General features: G+C 70.0%; 11 protein-coding genes. All 11 read left to right on the top strand.

Translation table 11 applies throughout. The features are described from left to right. The first annotated feature begins 53 nt into the window (after positions 1-53). The 11 genes from AXF14_RS02330 to typA all read left to right on the top strand — a co-directional run bounded on the left by AXF14_RS02330 (position 54) and on the right by typA (position 17192). Positions 54-983 carry an ABC transporter permease gene (locus AXF14_RS02330; RefSeq protein ID WP_067940434.1) on the top strand — a complete coding sequence of 310 codons (930 nt, stop codon included), beginning with the start codon at positions 54-56 and terminating at the stop codon, positions 981-983. Beyond that, positions 976-2031, top strand: a complete 1056-nt coding sequence (locus tag AXF14_RS02325) for an ABC transporter permease (RefSeq protein ID WP_084355289.1) — start codon at positions 976-978, stop codon at positions 2029-2031. Before AXF14_RS02330 ends, AXF14_RS02325 begins: the two co-directional genes overlap by 8 nt. Further along, positions 2028-3824: a dipeptide ABC transporter ATP-binding protein gene (locus AXF14_RS02320; protein ID WP_067940429.1), complete on the top strand. Its 1797-nt coding sequence runs from the start codon at positions 2028-2030 to the stop codon at positions 3822-3824. The genes AXF14_RS02325 and AXF14_RS02320 overlap by 4 nt, the downstream gene beginning before the upstream one ends. 261 nt (positions 3825-4085) lie before the next feature. After that, positions 4086-5045 (top strand): ABC transporter permease, encoded by a 960-nt coding sequence (locus AXF14_RS02315; RefSeq protein ID WP_067940425.1) that lies wholly within the window; start codon positions 4086-4088, stop codon positions 5043-5045. Positions 5046-5048: 3 nt separating this feature from the next. Continuing rightward, positions 5049-6071 (top strand): ABC transporter permease, encoded by a 1023-nt coding sequence (locus AXF14_RS02310; RefSeq protein ID WP_335338919.1) that lies wholly within the window; start codon positions 5049-5051, stop codon positions 6069-6071. Continuing rightward, positions 6068-8281 (top strand): dipeptide ABC transporter ATP-binding protein, encoded by a 2214-nt coding sequence (locus tag AXF14_RS02305; protein ID WP_067940421.1) that lies wholly within the window; start codon positions 6068-6070, stop codon positions 8279-8281. Before AXF14_RS02310 ends, AXF14_RS02305 begins: the two co-directional genes overlap by 4 nt. Before the next feature lie 264 nt (positions 8282-8545). Then, complete coding sequence (locus AXF14_RS02300; RefSeq protein WP_067940418.1) at positions 8546-10279, top strand: ABC transporter family substrate-binding protein; 1734 nt, start codon at positions 8546-8548, stop codon at positions 10277-10279. Positions 10280-10580: 301 nt separating this feature from the next. Then, positions 10581-12281, top strand: coding sequence for an ABC transporter family substrate-binding protein (locus AXF14_RS02295; RefSeq protein ID WP_067940415.1), 1701 nt, complete (start codon positions 10581-10583; stop codon positions 12279-12281). A 199-nt stretch (positions 12282-12480) separates the two neighbouring features. Beyond that, positions 12481-14187: an ABC transporter family substrate-binding protein gene (locus tag AXF14_RS02290; RefSeq protein WP_169798240.1), complete on the top strand. Its 1707-nt coding sequence runs from the start codon at positions 12481-12483 to the stop codon at positions 14185-14187. Positions 14188-14322: 135 nt separating this feature from the next. Further along, positions 14323-15069 (top strand): hypothetical protein, encoded by a 747-nt coding sequence (locus AXF14_RS02285; protein WP_067940408.1) that lies wholly within the window; start codon positions 14323-14325, stop codon positions 15067-15069. A gap of 200 nt (positions 15070-15269) precedes the next feature. Further along, positions 15270-17192 (top strand): translational GTPase TypA, encoded by a 1923-nt coding sequence (gene typA / locus AXF14_RS02280; protein ID WP_067940404.1) that lies wholly within the window; start codon positions 15270-15272, stop codon positions 17190-17192. Positions 17193-17649 lie beyond the last annotated feature (457 nt).

Raw genomic sequence — 17649 nt, 5'->3', positions numbered from 1 at the left:
TCCCGCGCCACCCGCGCACCCCACCCGAACCCACCACCCCACGAGGAGGGCTGATGCTCCGATACACCGGACGCCGGCTCCTGCAGATGATCCCCGTCTTCTTCGGGGCCACGCTGCTCATCTACGCCATGGTCTTCGCCATGCCCGGGGACCCCGTCTCCGCGCTCGGCGGCGACCGCACCCTGAGCCCCGTGCTCCAGGACCAGATCCGGGCGGAGTACAACCTGGACAAGCCCTTCATCGTCCAGTACCTGCTCTTCCTCAAGGGCGTCTTCAGCCTCGACCTGGGCACGACCATCCGCGGGCACAAGGAGATCATCGACGTCCTCGCCCGCGCCTACCCGGTGACGATCCGCCTCGCCCTCATGGCGCTCGTCCTCGAGGCCGTCTTCGGGATCGTCGTCGGCCTCCTCGCCGGCATGCGCAAGGGCGGCGTCTTCGACTCCGCCGTCCTCTTCCTCTCCCTCGTCGTCATCGCCGTGCCGACCTTCGTCATCGGCTTCGTCCTGCAGTTCTTCATCGGCGTCAAGGCCGGCTGGCTCCCCGTCACCGCCGGCAGCCACCCGGGGTTCAAGCAGCTCCTCATGCCGGCCGTCGTGCTCAGCGCCGTCTCCTTCGCCTACGTGCTGCGCCTGACGCGCACAGAGGTGGGGGAGAACCTCTCCGCCGACCACGTGCGCACCGCCCGCGCCAAGGGCCTGTCCGGCTCGCGCGTCATGGTCGTCCACGTCCTGCGCAACTCCCTCGTCCCCGTCGTCACCTTCCTCGGCGCGGACCTGGGGTCCCTCATGGGCGGCGCCATCGTCACCGAGGGCATCTTCAACATCAACGGCGTCGGCGGCACCCTCTACCGGGCGATCCTCCAGGGCGAGGGCCCGACTGTCGTCTCCTTCACGACCGTCCTCATCATCGTCTTCATCGTCTCCAACCTGCTCGTGGACCTGCTCTACGCAGCCCTCGACCCGAGGATCCGCTATGCCTGAGCCCATCGAGAACCAGCGCCCGCAGCCCGGCGACAAGCCCACCGACGCCCGCTCCGGCACAGCCGCACCGCTCGCCCCCGGGGCAGCCGCCCCGTTCTTCGCCTCCGAGGGCGCCGTGCTCGCCGGTCAGGAGCGCTTCGTCGCTCCCGACGACGAGCAGGGCCTGGGGGCGGTCGACGCCGTCGCCGACGACTCCGCCCCGTCCTCCATGTGGGGCGAGGCCTGGAAGCAGCTGCGCCGACGGCCCATCTTCTGGGTGTCCGCCGTCCTCATCGTCGGCGCGGTCCTCCTGGCGCTCCTCCCGGGCCTCTTCGCCCGCACGGACCCGACCTACTGCCAGCTCTCCGACTCCTACGGCGGGCCGGTCAGCGGGCACCCCTTCGGCTTCGACCGTCAGGGTTGCGACATCTTCGCCCGCACCGTCTACGGCGCCCGCGCCTCCGTCACGGTCGGCGTCCTCACCACCCTCATCGTTGTCGTCCTCGGCTCCGTCATCGGCGCCGTCGCCGGCTACTTCGGCGGCTGGGTCGACTCCCTCCTGGCGCGCTTCACCGACATCTTCTTCGCGGTGCCCTTCGTCCTCGCCGCGATCGTCGTCATGCAGCTGTTCAAGGGCCGTTCCTCGATCCTCACGGTCGTCCTCGTCCTCGCCCTGTTCGGGTGGCCCCAGATCGCCCGCATCACCCGCGGCGCCGTCATGAGCGTCAAGAACGAGGACTTCGTGACCGCCTCGAAGTCCCTCGGCTCCGGGCGCCTCGCCATCCTCGTCCGGCACGTCATGCCCAACGCCGCCGCCCCCATCATCGTGACGGCCACGGTCTCCCTGGGCAGCTTCATCGTCTCCGAGGCGACCCTGTCCTTCCTCGGCATCGGCCTGCCCTCGACCGTCGTGTCCTGGGGTGCCGACATCGCCACCGCCCAGTCGGCGCTGCGCGACCACATCTCGGTGCTCCTCTACCCGGCGGGCGCCCTGGCCCTGACCGTGCTCGGATTCATCATGATGGGCGACGCCGTGCGCGACGCCCTCGACCCGAAGGCCCGCAAGTGACTGACAACCGCACCAGCACCGCCGCCGCGGCCGGCTCCGCCGCGCCCCGTCCCCTCCTCCAGGTCGAGGACCTCGAGGTCGCCTTCCGCTCCTCGACCGGCATGGTCCCGGCCGTCCGCAAGGCGAGCCTCTCCCTCTACCCCGGCCAGTCGGTGGCCATCGTGGGCGAGTCCGGCAGTGGCAAGTCCACCCTCGCCAACGCCGTCATCGGCCTCCTGCCCGGCACGGGCAGGGTCACCGGCGGCCGCATCCTCTTCGACGGCGAGGACATCTCGCACCCGAGCGCCAAGCGCCTGCGCGAGCTGCGCGGCAGCGAGATCGGGCTCGTCCCGCAGGACCCGATGAGCAACCTCAACCCCGTGTGGTCCATCGGCTTCCAGGTCAAGGAGGCGCTCAAGGCCAACGGCCTCGCCGGCGTCGCCGACGACCGCCTCAAGAAGCTGGCCGCCGCCGAGGACGGGGAGACCGACGTCCAGGCCGAGGTCCACGGGGGCCGCATCAAGGTCGAGGACCAGGTGGCCCTCCTCCTCGAGGACGCCGGCCTGCCCGACGCCGCGCGCCGCGCCCGTCAGTACCCGCACGAGTTCTCCGGCGGCATGCGCCAGCGCGCCCTCATCGCCATCGGCCTGGCGGCGCGCCCGCGCCTCCTCATCGCCGACGAGCCGACGAGCGCCCTCGACGTCACCGTCCAGCACCGCATCCTCGACCACCTGGGCCGGCTCACCCACGAGCTCGGCACCGCGATGCTCTTCATCACCCACGACCTGGGCCTGGCCGCCGAGCGCGCCGAGCACGTCGTCGTCATGCACCGCGGCCGGGTCGTCGAGTCCGGGCCGAGCATCGAGGTCCTCCAGGACCCGCGGCACCCCTACACCCAGAGGCTCGTCGAGGCCGCGCCCTCCCTGGCCTCCCACAGGATCGAGGCCGCCCACGCGGAGGGCGTCCAGGTCACCGCCGACGAGCTCGGAGTCCACGAGATCGCCGCGGACGCAGACGAGATCATCCGCGTCGAGCACCTCACCAAGATCTTCGACGTCCGCGGTGCCAAGGGTGCCGCCTCGACGCTCAAGGCCGTCGACGATGTCACCTTCGGGGTGCGCCGTGGCACGACGACGGCGCTCGTGGGGGAGTCCGGCTCCGGCAAGTCCACCGTGGCCAACATGGTCCTCAAGCTCCTCGACCCCACTGAGGGCAAGGTCCTCCACAACGGGGTCGACCTGTCCACCCTCAAGGGCAAGGAGCTCTTCGACCTGCGCCGCACGATGCAGCCGGTCTTCCAGAACCCCTACGGCTCGCTGGACCCGATGTACTCGATCTACCGCGTCATCGAGGAGCCCCTGCGCGTCCACGGGATCGGCTCGCGCAAGAAGCGCCAGGCCCGGGTCTCCGAGCTGCTCGACATGGTGGCCCTGCCGCGCTCCGCCATGCGCCGCTACCCCAACGAGCTCTCCGGCGGGCAGCGCCAGCGCGTCGCCGTCGCCCGCGCCCTCGCCCTCAAGCCCGAGGTCGTCGTCCTGGACGAGGCCGTCTCCGCCCTTGACGTCCTCGTCCAGGCGCAGATCCTCCGCCTGCTCGCGGACCTCCAGTCCGAGCTCGACCTCACCTACCTCTTCATCACGCACGACCTCGCCGTCGTCCGGCAGATCGCCGACGACGTCGTCGTCATGCAGCACGGGAGGGTCGTGGAGACGGGGGAGTCAGACGCGCTCTTCGCCCACCCGCGCCAGGACTACACACGCGAGCTCATCGACGCCGTGCCCGGGGCGAGCATCGCCCTGTACGGGGAGCGGTGACCGGCGCCCGGCAACCCGTTCGGTCACACCGAGGGCCGCAATCCGACGGCGCCCCGCGCGGCGGGCCGCCCCTGACCAGGGCGGAGCGTTGCGCAATCTCCTCCGACAACGTGTCCGCAGGATTTCCTGGTGCGGGTATCGTGAGCGCAGCCGTCCGGTTCCGAGCACCCCCGAGGGCCCGTGTACGGACGGTGTTGTCCGCAACCGGCGGCTCCGGCTCCCACCAGGCGCCGACCCCGGTCCCCCGGAAGAGAAGACCGCATGCTCCCATACCTTGCGCGGCGGATCGCGAACTACGCGATCCTCCTGGTGATCGCCACCGTGATGGCGTACTTCCTCGCCGCGACGCAGCTCAACCCGCTGGGTCTGTACGACCTGAGCAACACCAAGCTCAACTGGGACGGCATCTACGCCACCCTCACGTCGTACAACATCAACCCGCACGACCCGGTCATGGGTCGCTTCAAGATCTGGATCACGGGCGTGCTCGGGCACTGGGACTGGGGCAAGACCCCGCAGGGCCAGTCGGTCAACGCCGAGGTCTCCCGCCGCATCTGGGTCTCGGTCCGCCTCGTCTTCCTCGGCTCCTTCATCGGCATGCTCCTCGGCACCGCCCTGGGCGCCTGGACGGCCGTTCGCCAGTACTCCTTCTGGGACCGCTTCTTCACCGTCCTGTCCCTCATCATCATCTCGACGCCGGTCATGGTCCTCGCGCTCTTCCTCAAGCTCGGCGCCATCGAGGCCAACCACGCGCTCGGCGGCCAGTACTTCGAGTTCGTCGGCGAGGGCTCCGGCTTCGCCGGCCGAGCGCAGCACCTCCTGCTGCCGACCATCTCGATGTCCCTGGGCGGCATCGCCTCCTACTCGCGCTACCAGCGCAACCTCATGCTCGACACGCTCGGCGCCGACTACGTGCGCACCGCCCGCGCCAAGGGCCTCATCAAGCGCAAGGCCATCACCCGCCACGCGCTGCGCACGGCCCTCATCCCGATGGGCACCTACTTCGCCTTCGCGCTCGCCGGCCTCTTCACCGGCGCGGCCATCACTGAGACGGTCTTCTCCTGGCACGGCCTGGGCGAGTACTCCATCAAGTCCATCTCGACGATGGACATCAACGGCACCGTCGCCGTGACGGCCTTCGGTGCACTCATGACCCTGATCGGCGCGTTCCTGTCGGACATCCTCGTCGCCATCATCGACCCGCGAGTGAGGGTGAGCTGAGCCATGGCAACCACCGAGTTCAACCAGGGCGAGCCGGGCCACACCGGCACCGACCGCCCCGCCATCGGCACGGAGGGCGGCGAGCTCGTCAACGAGGCCAACATGGGGGCCACCGAGGGCACCGGACCGGCGCTCGAGGAGGGCGACACCGCCTTCAAGCGGCTCTCCCGCGGTCAGATCTTCCGACGCCGCTTCCTGCGCAACCGCAGCGCCGTCCTCGGCCTCGTCGGCTTCCTCCTCATCGTCCTGTTCGCGCTGCTCGGCCCGCACATCGGGCACTACAAGTACACGGACTCCGACTTCCTCAACTTCCACGTGCCGCCGAACGCCGACCACTGGCTCGGCACCACGAAGGACGGCTCGGACGTCTTCGCGATGCTCGTCGAGGGCCTGCGCAAGTCCCTCGTCATCGGCCTGTGCGTCTCCGGCATCCAGACGATCGTCGCGGCCGCGATGGGCTCGGCCGCCGCCTACTTCGGGGGCTGGTTCGACAAGTGCGCGCTGTGGGTCATCGACCTGCTGCTCGTCGTCCCGTCCTTCCTCCTCATCGCCATCATCAGCCAGTCGATGGGCGCCGCCTCCAAGGGCTCCATCCCGATGTTCATCATCCTGCTGGCCGCCTTCGGCTGGATGCTCTCGGCCCGCGTCATCCGCTCGATGACCCTGTCCGTGCGCAACATGGAGTACGTGACGGCCGCGAAGTACATGGGCGTCCCGGCGCCGACCATCATCGCGCGGCACATCCTGCCCAACATCTCGTCGTACATCATCATCGACGCGACCCTGGGCGTGGCCAGCGCCGTCCTGTCCGAGACGACCCTGTCGTACTTCGGCTTCGGCGTGAAGCCCCCGAAGACCTCCCTGGGCACCCTCATCGCCCAGTCCCAGGGCGACATCGCCGTGTACCCGTGGACCTTCGTCTACCCGGCCCTCATCCTCATCGTCATGCTCGTGTGCATCAACCTCGTCGGCGACGGCGTCCGCGACGCGCTCGACTCCTCGTCCAAGTCCGGAGGCCAGGCATGAGCCCCGCTACCACGTCAACCAGCGCCGCGCCCGAGCAGAGCGCACCGACCACCACGCGCAAGCGCTCGCAGCGCTTCGAGTCCGACGCCCAGCCGGACCCCACCTCGAGCGCCCCGCTGCTCGAGGTCGAGGACCTCAAGGTCTCCTTCCCCTCCGAGGACGGCACCGTCCACGCCGTGCGCGGCGTCAACCTCTCCGTCGCCCGCGGCGAGGTCGTCGCGCTGGTCGGCGAGTCCGGTTCCGGCAAGTCCGTCACCTCGACGGCGATCATGGGACTGCTCGACGACTCCGCGAGGGTCTCCGGCTCCGTCCGGCTCCACGGCACCGAGCTCCTGGGCCGGTCCGACGGCTACATGTCGAAGCTGCGCGGCACCCAGGTCGCCATGGTCTTCCAGGACCCGCTCTCGGCGCTCACCCCCGTCTACACGGTGGGCCAGCAGATCGAGGAGGCCCTCAAGATCCACCGCAAGGGCATCAGCGACCGCGACGCCCACAAGCGCGCCATCGAGCTGCTCGACCTCGTCGGCATCCCGAACCCGGACGTGCGCGTCAACGCCTACCCGCACGAGTTCTCCGGCGGCATGCGCCAGCGCGCCGTCATCGCGATCGCCATCGCCAACGACCCGGACCTCATCATCGCCGACGAGCCGACCACGGCCCTCGACGTCACCATCCAGGCCCAGATCCTCGACGTGCTCCGCACCGCGAAGCAGGAGACCGGCGCCGGCGTCATCATGATCACCCACGACCTCGGCGTCGTCGCCGGCATGGCTGACCGCGTCGCGGTCATGTACGCCGGCCGCATCGTCGAGACCGGCGACGTCGACGACATCTTCTACCGCTCGCGCATGCCGTACACGATCGGCCTGCTCGGCGCCCTCCCGCGCCTGGACGCCAAGAAGGACTCGGCGCTGGCCACCCTGGACGGCAACCCGCCGTCGCTGCTCAAGGAGCCCACGGGCTGCCCCTTCGCGGCGCGCTGCCCCATGGCCTCCGAGGAGTGCCTCAGCGGTGAGCCCGAGCTCACCCTCGTGCGCCCCGAGGGGGCGCTGGACGCCTCCGGCCAGGTCCCCGCCGGCCCGCAGTACTCGGCCTGCAAGCGCTTCCCGGAGATCGAGGAGAAGAACCTCGACTACCAGGACATCTACCCGCTGCCGAGGCTCAAGACCCCCGAGGCCCTCGACCTGCCGCACGAGGAGCGCGAGGAGGTCCTGCGCGTCACGGACCTCGTCAAGAACTTCCCGCTCATGAAGGGCGCCGTCTTCAAGCGCCGCGTCGGCACCGTCCACGCGGTCTCCGGCGTCTCCTTCGACGTCCGCAAGGGCGAGACCCTCGCCCTGGTCGGCGAGTCCGGCTGCGGCAAGTCGACGACGCTTCTCGAGGTCCTCGACCTCAAGGCCCCCGAGGAGGGCAGGATCGTCGTCCTCGGCCGCGACACCTCGGAGGTCACCCGCTCGGAGCGCCGCCGGATGCGCCGCGACGTCCAGATCGTCTTCCAGGACCCGATGGCCTCGCTCGACCCGCGCCTGCCGGTCTTCGACCTCATCGCCGAGCCGCTGCGCGCCAACGGCTGGAAGAAGGGCGACGTCTCCAAGCGTGTCGACGAGCTCATGGAGCTCGTGGGCCTCGAGCCGAGCCACGCCAACCGCTACGCCCGCAACTTCTCCGGCGGCCAGCGTCAGCGCATCGGCATCGCCCGCGCCCTCGCCCTCGAGCCGAGCCTCCTCGTCCTCGACGAGCCGGTCTCCGCGCTCGACGTCTCCATCCAGGCCGGCGTCATCAACCTGCTCGACGAGCTGCGCGCCACCCTGGGCCTCTCCTACCTCTTCGTCGCCCACGACCTCTCCGTCGTCCGCCACATCGCGGACCGCGTCGCGGTCATGTACCTCGGCAAGATCGTCGAGATCGGGGACGTGGACGCGGTCTTCGCCGCGCCGGCGCACCCGTACACGCAGGCCCTCCTGTCCGCGATCCCGATCCCTGACCCGGCCAAGGAGCGCACGCGCTCGCGCATCATCCTCGAGGGCGACCTGCCGAGCCCGGCCAACCCGCCCTCGGGCTGCCCGTTCCGCACCCGCTGCCCGAAGTTCAAGAACGAGCTCACCGACGAGCAGCGCTCCCGCTGCCTCGAGGCGCTCCCGGGCTTCACGACGATGGCCGAGGACCACGAGGTCTCCTGCTACTACTCCGAGCACGCCAACGTGTTCTGAGTCGGCGCGGACGGCCGGGTGACCGGCCACCGGACGAGTGAGAGGGGTCACGCACCGAGGGTGCGGGGCCCCTCTCGCATCGGTATCCCGCGGGGTACATGGGGATACGGGGATGTGCATAGTCATTTGTTTCCGACGCATGACGTTTGTGAGAACCGCACCACAACGGGCGGAAACCTCCGTATGGTTTGCTCACCGAGATGGGAGACCGACCTCACACCCAGTCGGCACCACTCTCTCCCCCCTTTGAACAAGGAGATCCCCATGATGATCAACCGTCGTCTGTTCCTCGGTGGCTCGGCCTCGGTCGCCGCCCTCGCCGCCCTGGCCGCCTGCAGCGGCTCCGGCAGCAGCTCGTCCTCCGGCGCGTCCGCCACGCCGACCAAGCTCGCCGCCTCCGACATCAACAAGGTCGACCGTGACAAGCTCCAGAAGGGCGGCGAGCTCACCATCCCGATCGGCACCTGGATCCCGAACTACAACCGCCTCCACATCGACGGCAACACCGGCGACGCGCAGAAGCTCGCCGACTTCGTCCTCGGTTCCAACTTCATCTGGGCCGACGACGCCTCCATCTCCGTCGACGAGGACTACTGCACGGACTACAAGGAGGAGGAGGTCGACGGCAACACCGTCATCACCCTCACCCTCAACCCCGACGCCAAGTGGAACTCGGGCGACCCGATCAACTACGAGGACTACAAGGCCGCCTGGGAGTTCTGCAACGGCACCGACGACGCCAAGACCGCCGTCGTCGCCTCCACTGACGGCTGGGACCACATCAAGTCCATCGAGCAGGGCAAGGACGAGTTCGAGGTCGTCACCACCTTCGACGGCGTCTTCCCCGACTGGTCCTCCATCCTCGGCGGCGCCACCATCCCGGCCGCCCTCGCCAAGGACGTCGACACCTTCTCCGGCTGGACCGACGCCAACAACACGGACTACTGGACCGGTCCCTTCATCGTCACCAAGGTGGACGAGACCAAGCAGATCATCACCCTCGAGCACAACCCCAACTGGTGGGGCGACGAGCCGCTCCTCGACACCGTCACCATCAAGGTCATCGACGACTCCCAGCTCGGCACCGCCTTCGCCAACTCCGAGATCGACACCGTCGACACGATCATCGACGCCTCCACCTACCAGCAGTGCCAGCAGCGCGCCGACGGCGAGATCCGTCAGGCGGCCGGCCTCCAGTGGCGCCACTTCACCATGAACGGCGCCACCGGTCTCCTCCAGGACCAGAAGCTCCGCCAGGCGATCGTCAAGGGCATCGACCGCGAGACCATCACCGAGGCCGACCTCCAGGGTCTGCCGGTCCCCGCCTCACAGCTCCAGCTCGGCAACCACTTCTTCATGCCGAACGACGCCGACTACCAGGACAACTCCGGGGACTACAAGTTCAACAAGGAGCAGGCCATCAAGGAGCTCGAGGAGCTCGGCTGGACCCTGCCCGACGGCAAGGAGTACCGCGAGAAGGACGGTCAGACGCTGTCCATCAAGTACCTGCGCCTGCCCGACACGGCGACCTCCGCCACCGAGGGCAAGGTCCTCCAGTCCAACATGAAGGACATCGGCGTCGAGATCGTCATGGACGACACCAACAACGACGACTTCTTCCCCGAGCGGGTCAAGAAGGGCAACTTCGAGATCGTCGCCTTCACCTGGATCGGCACCGACTGGCCCATGGCCAACATCGGCCAGATCTACGGCAAGGACTCCGCCTCCAACTACACCGGCGTGTGGAGCGAGGACCTCGAGAAGCTCATCGACGAGGTGGGCTCCGAGGCGGACCACGCCAAGCGTGTCGAGCTCGCCAACCAGGCCGACAAGCTCATCTGGGACGAGGCCATCGTGACCCCGATCTACTCGCGCGCCGGCTACGTCGCGGTCCCGAAGACCCTCGCCAACTACGGCTCGTTCGGGCTCTCGTCGCGTCGCATGCAGGACGTCGGCTACACCGACCTCTCCGGCGCCACGGCGACGCCGACGGCCTGATCCTGAGCCCGCGCCCCTGAGGGGGCGGTCAGACCCGCGGGGCCCGGGTGGTGCGCACGCACCGCCCGGGCCCCGTCGCGTGCGCTCGCAACGGGGGTCCCGCCGGCGGCGGTGGACGGTCTGGGCCCGATCGCAGCGGAGCGCTGGCAAGGGCTCGACCGGGGCGTCCCACGCACCTGTGACCTCCCTGAGCGCGGTGAGCGGTCTCACTCCGCAGGACGGGTCCCCCTGGTGTCACCCGTTCGTCGCCGACGCTTAACATGTTGGCTACATCACCATCCCGACGAATGGATCCCACCCCATGATGATCAACCGTCGCCTCTTCCTCGGAGGCTCCGCGTCCGTCACCGCCCTCGCCGCCCTCGCGGCCTGCGGCTCCGGCTCCTCGAGCAGCTCGGACGCCTCCGCCACCCCGGTCAAGCTCGCCGCCTCGGCCATCAACAAGCAGGACCGCAGCAAGCTCTCCCAGGGCGGCTCGCTCTCCATCCCGATGAGCTCGATGGTCCCGAACTACAACCCGCTCCACATCGACGGCGGCACCACCGACAACTCCGGCATCCAGGACTTCGCCGGCATCCACAACTTCATCTACGCGGAGGACGGCAGCTTCTCCGCCCGCGAGGAGTTCTGCAAGGACTTCACGGAGGAGGAGAAGGACGGCAAGACGGTCGTCACGATGCACCTCAACCCCGAGGCCAAGTGGAACTCCGGCGACCCGATCACCTACGCCGACTACCAGGGCTGCTGGAAGGCCTGCAACGGCACCGACGACGCCTTCACCGAGATGGTTTCCTCCACCGACGGCTGGGACCACATCGAGTCCATCGAGCAGGGCTCCGACGAGTACGAGATGGTCGTCACCTTCAGCTCGGTCTTCCCCGACTGGTCCGCCGTGCTCTCCGGCACCATCGTCCCGAGCAAGCTCACCGAGTCGCCGGAGGCCTTCGCGTCCTGGACCGACGCCTCCGACACCGACTACTGGGCCGGCCCCTTCATCGTCACCAGCGCCGACTCCACCAAGCAGGCCGTCGTCCTCGAGCCGAACGACGCCTGGTGGGGCGAGAAGCCGCTCCTCGACACGGTCACCTTCAAGGTCGTCGACGCCTCCGCGCAGGGCACCGCCTTCGCGAACAAGGAGCTCGACGTCGTCGACACGATCATCGACGCCTCGACGTACCAGCAGTGCGAGCAGCGCGGCGACGGCGAGATCCGTCAGGCGGCCGGCCTCCAGTGGCGCCACTTCACCATGAACGGCTCGACCGGTCTCCTGGCGGACCAGAAGCTGCGTCAGGCGATCGTCAAGGGCATCGACCGCGAGACCATCACGAAGGCCGACCTGCAGGGCCTGCCGGTCCCCGTCTCCCAGCTCCAGCTCGGCAACCACCTCTTCGCCCCGCAGGACGCCGACTACCAGGACAACACCGGCGACCTCGCCTTCAACAAGGAGCAGGCCGTCAAGGACCTCGAGTCCCTGGGCTGGACGCTGCCCGACGGCAAGGAGTACCGCGAGAAGGACGGTCAGACGCTGTCCATCAAGTACCTGCGCCTGCCCGACACGGCGACCTCCGCCACCGAGGGCAAGGTCCTCCAGGCGAACATGAAGGAGATCGGCGTCGAGATCGTCATGGACGACACCAACAACGACGACTTCTTCCCCGAGCGGGTCAAGAAGGGCAACTTCGAGATCGTCTCCTTCGCCTGGCAGGGCACCCCCTACCCGATGAACAACATCGGTCAGGTCTACGGCAAGGGCTCCGCCTCGAACTACACCGGCGTGTGGAGCGAGGACCTCGAGAAGCTCATCGACGAGGTCGCCGTCGAGGCCGACCACGCCAAGCGCGTCAAGCTCGCCCAGGACGCCGACAAGGAGATCTGGCAGCTCGCCGGCGTCATCCCGATCTACTCGCGCGCCAGCTACACGGCCGTCCCGAAGAAGCTCGCCAACTACGGCTCCTTCGGCCTGTCCTCGGTCCGTCCCGAGGACGTCGGCTACGCCAAGTGACGCACTGACGACGGCGCGGCTCGGGCCCCGGGCGCCGCTGGGACTCCTCCCCGCGGCGCCCGGGGCCCGCGTCGTGCTCGAGGCGGTCCCGATCATGGGACCTTCGACCGATGTCATGACACGGACATGTGCGCTAGGGCACACTGGCTGGACGGCCGTCCCCCGCGGTCACCCGTCCCCATCGAGAGGTCCAGCGATGATGCTCAACCGACGACTCTTCCTCACCGGATCCGCCTCCGCGGCCGCCCTCGCCGCGCTGGCGGCCTGCTCCTCCTCCGGCTCGGGCGGCAGTGGCTCCGCCACCGGCGGCGCCAGTGCCGCGGGCCTCGCGGCCTCCGACCTCAACGAGCGCGCCCGCGACGAGCTCGCCCAGGGAGGCACCCTCACCGTCCCCATCGACGCCTTCGTCGGCAACTTCAACGTCATGCACCTCGACGGGAACACCGTCGCCAACGCCTCGATCCAGAGCTTCTGCGGCGTCGTCAACTGGATCTACGCCGACGACGCCTCCTTCGAGGCCCGCACCGAGTTCTGCGAGGACTACTCCGAGGAGATCGCCGACGACAAGACGGTCGTCACGATGCACCTCAACCCCGCCGCCGTCTGGGCCTCCGGCGACCCCATCACCGTCGCGGACTACCAGGCCTGCTGGAAGGCCTGCAACGGCACCGACGAGGCCTTCACCGCCGTCGTCGCCTCCACCTCCGGGTGGGAGCACATCGAGTCCATCGAGCAGGGTGCGGACGAGTACGAGATGGTCACCACCTTCGACGCCGTCTACCCCGACTGGTCCTCGGTCCTCGGCGGCGGGATCGTCCCGGCCTCCCGAGCCGCCGACGTCGAGACCTTCTCGGCATGGACCGACGCCTCCGACACGGCGGGCTGGACCGGACCCTACGTCGTCACCGCCGCCGACCAGGGCAAGCAGACGATCACCCTCGAGCCCAACCCGTCCTGGTGGGGCGACGCGCCCCTCCTCGACTCCGTCGTCCTCAAGGTCGTCGACGCCTCCGCACGCGGCCAGGCCTTCGCCAACAAGGAGATCGACGTCGTCGACGACATCGCCGACGCCTCCACCTACCAGCAGTGCGAGCAGCGCGCCGACGGCGAGATCCGCCAGGCCCGCGGCCTGGACTGGCGCCACTTCACCATCAACGGGTCCACGGGACTCCTCGCCGACCAGAAGCTGCGCCAGGCCATCGTCAAGGGCATCGACCGCGACACGATCGCCGAGGCCGACCTCCAGGGCCTGCCCGTCGCGGCGAGCGAGCTGCGCCTCGGCAACCACCTCTTCATGCCGAGCCAGACCGGCTACCAGGACAACTCCACGCCCCTGGCCCTCGACAAGGAGAAGGCCGCCTCCGAGCTGGACGCCCTGGGCTGGACGCTCCCCGACGGCAAGGAGTACCGGGAGAAGGACGGCCGGACGCTGTCCCTCAAGTACCTCCGGTTGCCGAGCGCGACGACCTCGGCCACCCAGGGAAAGGTCCTCCAGGCGAGCATGAAGGAGATCGGCGTCGAGATCGTCATGGACGACACGAACTCCGACGACTTCTTCCCCGAGCGCATCTACAAGGGGAACTTCGAGATCGCCAGCTTCAGCTGGACGGGAACCCCCTACCCGATGGCTTGGATCGGGATGATCTACGGCAAGGACTCCGCCTCCAACTTCGCCCAGGTGTGGAGCGACGAGCTCGAGGCGCTCATCGACCAGGTCGCCGTCGAGGCCGACCCCGATAAGCGCATCGAGCTCGGCAACGAGGCCGACGCCGCCATCTGGGACCTCGCCGCCGTCATCCCCCTCTACGTCAGGGCCGACTACACGGCAGTCCCCAGGACGCTCGCCAACTACGGCTCCTTCGGTCTGTCCTCGGTCCGCCCCGAGGACATCGGCTACGCCGAGTGACGCGATGACGACGGCGGCCCGCCGCCTCTGCGCGGACGGTGGTCGTCGCGATCGACGGCCCCGGCCCGGACGAACCCGCGTCCGGGCCGGGACGCGTCCCGGTGACCGGGCGGCGCCATGGGGCAGGATGGGGCCGTGCCCACCGTCATCCTGCGCTCCCTCCTCGGCCGCGTCGGCGTCGTCGCCGTCGCCCTCGGAGGCCTCTACGTCGTCGTCGCGATCTGGTTCTCCGACGGCTACCGCAACGGCCTCCAGGCCCTCGCCGTCGCCGCCTGCGTCGAGACGATCGTCTGGCTCCTGTGGTGGCGCCCCCAGGCGGTCCTGGCCGAGGACGCCCTCACGATCCGCAACGCCTGGCGCAGCCACGTGCTGAGCTGGGACGCCCTGCGCGCCGCGCCGACGCGCTGGGCCCTCGCCGTCGAGGTCACCGGCCCCGGGAACGGGAGCCATGCGGACGGTGGCACCGACGGCGGCGACGACGGCGCCTCCGAGAGGGCGCGCCCGCGCTCCGTCACCGTCTCCGCCTGCCAGCGCGGCGGCGTCATCGCCGCCACCCGCCACGCGCGCCGCGGCAGCGCCGCCCGCGAGGAGTACGTCACCGCGAGCCAGGACCTCGACGCCGCCCCGCGCCGCTACCGCACCCACCTCGACGCCGCCGACGGCGCCTACCTCATCGACCTCTACCAGGCCTCCCGCGAGGAGCACCTCCGGCTCGTCACCCGGCTGCGCCGCCGCGAGCAGCGCCTCGGGCACGCGGCCGCCGCCCGCCCCGACGGCGCAGCGGGGGCGGCCCCCGCGATCGTCAGCCGCTGGGGCGCCGCTCCCGTCGCCGTCGTCGCACTCGTCGCGCTCGCCCTCCTCCTCACGACCACCGTCCTCTGACACGGGCGGGCGCCGTGCGCCCCGCCGTCCGCAGCGGGCCCGTGAGGCGACGCACACCGGGCCTGTCGCCGCCGTCATGGCAGGGGAGCGGCCCCGGCCACTACCCTTGGCTCGCTGTGCGCCCTGCGCCGGCGGCGCCCCTCGGCCCGTCGGAGCGAACTGAGCGGGGCGCGACCTCCCGGATGGAAGAAGACCCCCGTATGACCGTGCGCCAGGACCTGCGCAACGTCGCCATCGTCGCCCACGTCGACCACGGCAAGACCACCCTCGTCGACGGCATGCTCTGGGAGGCCGGGGCATTCGGTGCCCGCGCCACCGAGGAGTCCACCGGCGACCGCGTCATGGACTCCGGCGAGCTCGAGCGCGAGAAGGGCATCACCATCCTCGCGAAGAACACGGCCATCCACTACCGCGGCCCCGCCGCGCAGGACGCCGGGTTCCCCGAGGGCATCACCATCAACGTCATCGACACCCCCGGCCACGCCGACTTCGGCGGCGAGGTCGAGCGCGGCCTGTCCATGGTCGACGGCGTCGTCCTCCTCGTCGACGCCTCCGAGGGTCCCCTGCCCCAGACCCGCTTCGTCCTGCGCAAGGCCCTGGCCGCGAACCTCCCGGTCATCCTCGTCGTCAACAAGGTCGACCGCCCCGACTCCCGCCTCGACGAGGTCGTCGCCGAGTCCACCGACCTCCTCCTCTCCCTCGCCTCCGACCTCGCCGACGAGCACCCCGACATCGACCTCGACGCCGTCCTCGACGTCCCGGTCATCTACGCCTCCGCCAAGGCCCGCCGCGCCGACACCGAGCAGCCCGCCGACGGCCAGCTCCCCGCCAACGAGGACCTCGAGCCGCTCTTCCGCACCATCATCGAGCGGATCCCCGGCCCCGAGTACGACGAGGACGCCCCCCTGCAGGCCCACGTCACCAACCTCGACGCCTCGCCCTTCCTCGGCCGCCTCGCCCTCCTGCGCATCCACAACGGCACCCTGCGCAAGGGGCAGACCGTCGCCTGGGCCCGCCACGACGGCACCATCCAGAACGCCCGCATCTCCGAGCTCCTCGTCACCGAGGGCCTCGAGCGCAAGCCCGCCGAGGAAGCCCACGCCGGTGACATCGTCGCCGTCGCCGGCATCGAGGACATCACCATCGGCGAGTCCCTCGTCGACCCCGACGACCCGCGCCCGCTGCCCCTCATCACCGTCGACGACCCGGCGATCTCCATGACCATCGGCATCAACACCTCCCCGATGGCCGGCCGCACCAAGGGCGCCAAGGTCACCGCCCGCCAGGTCAAGGACCGCCTCGACCGCGAGCTCATCGGCAACGTCTCCCTGCGCGTCCTGCCCACCTCCCGCCCCGACGCCTGGGAGGTCCAGGGCCGCGGCGAGCTCGCGCTCGCGATCCTCGTCGAGCAGATGCGCCGCGAGGGCTTCGAGCTCACGGTCGGCAAGCCGCAGGTCGTCACCAAGATGATCGACGGCAAGCGCCACGAGCCCGTCGAGCGCATGACGATCGACGTGCCCGAGGAGTACCTCGGCGCCGTCACCCAGCTCATGGCCGCCCGCAAGGGCCGCATGGAGACCATGACCAACCACGGCACCGGCTGGATCCGCATGGAGTTCCTCATCCCGGCCCGCGGCACCATCGGCTTCCGCACCCAGTTCCTCACGGACACCCGCGGCACCGGCATCGCCTCCTCCATCGCCGAGGGCTACGAGCCCTGGGCCGGGGAGATCGTCGCCCGCACCACCGGCTCGCTCGTCTCCGACCGCGCCGGCGCCGTCACCGCCTACGCCCTCATCCGCCTCCAGGACCGCGGCACCTTCTTCGTCGAGCCCACCCAGGAGACCTACGAGGGTCAGGTCGTCGGCGAGAACCCGCGCAACGAGGACATGGACGTCAACGTCGTCCGCGAGAAGCAGCAGACCAACATGCGCTCCTCCACGGCCGACTCCTTCGAGGGCCTCGTCCCCCCGCGCAAGCTCACCCTCGAGGAGTCCCTCGAGTTCGCCGCCGACGACGAGTGCGTCGAGGTCACCCCGGACGCCGTCCGCATCCGCAAGGTCATCCTCGACTCCCAGGAGCGCTTCAAGGAGGCGGCCAAGCGCCGTCGCGGCCAGGCCTGAGCCGCACGGGCCCACCGGCCCACCCCCGGCAGCGACGGCCGGCGCCCCCGCACCCGCGGAGCGCCGGCCGTCGTCGTCCCGCGGGGGAGGGACGGGACAGGTCAGGGCTGCCGTGGGGCGCCGGCGGGGCCCGCCGCGGCCCTCGCCGCGCGGGGGAGCGGGAACCTGCCCCGGACCAGCGGGTGGGGACGGGGATCACTCTCCGGTCACGGCACCGCAGGACCGGGCCCGCCTCCTGGGCGCACGCCCCGATCTTCGTCAGGATGGGGCCATGAGCGCCCCCACGCCCGACCCCGCTCCCGAGACCGACGCCCTCCCCCGAGCATCGCCCCCGCCGCCTCCGAGCGCTCCGCGCAGGAGAGGGGTGCCGAGCAGCCCGACGCCGCTGCCGCCGACGCGCCCGAGAGCGCCCTGGAGGCGGCGGACACCGCGCAGGCCGAGGGCGCTCGGAGCGATA

Source organism: Actinomyces radicidentis (genome assembly GCF_001553565.1).
Classification (GTDB): Bacteria; Actinomycetota; Actinomycetes; order Actinomycetales; family Actinomycetaceae; genus Actinomyces; species Actinomyces radicidentis.
The sequence above is the reverse complement of the archived record's forward strand: the minus strand, read 5'-3'. Positions and strand labels throughout refer to the sequence as shown.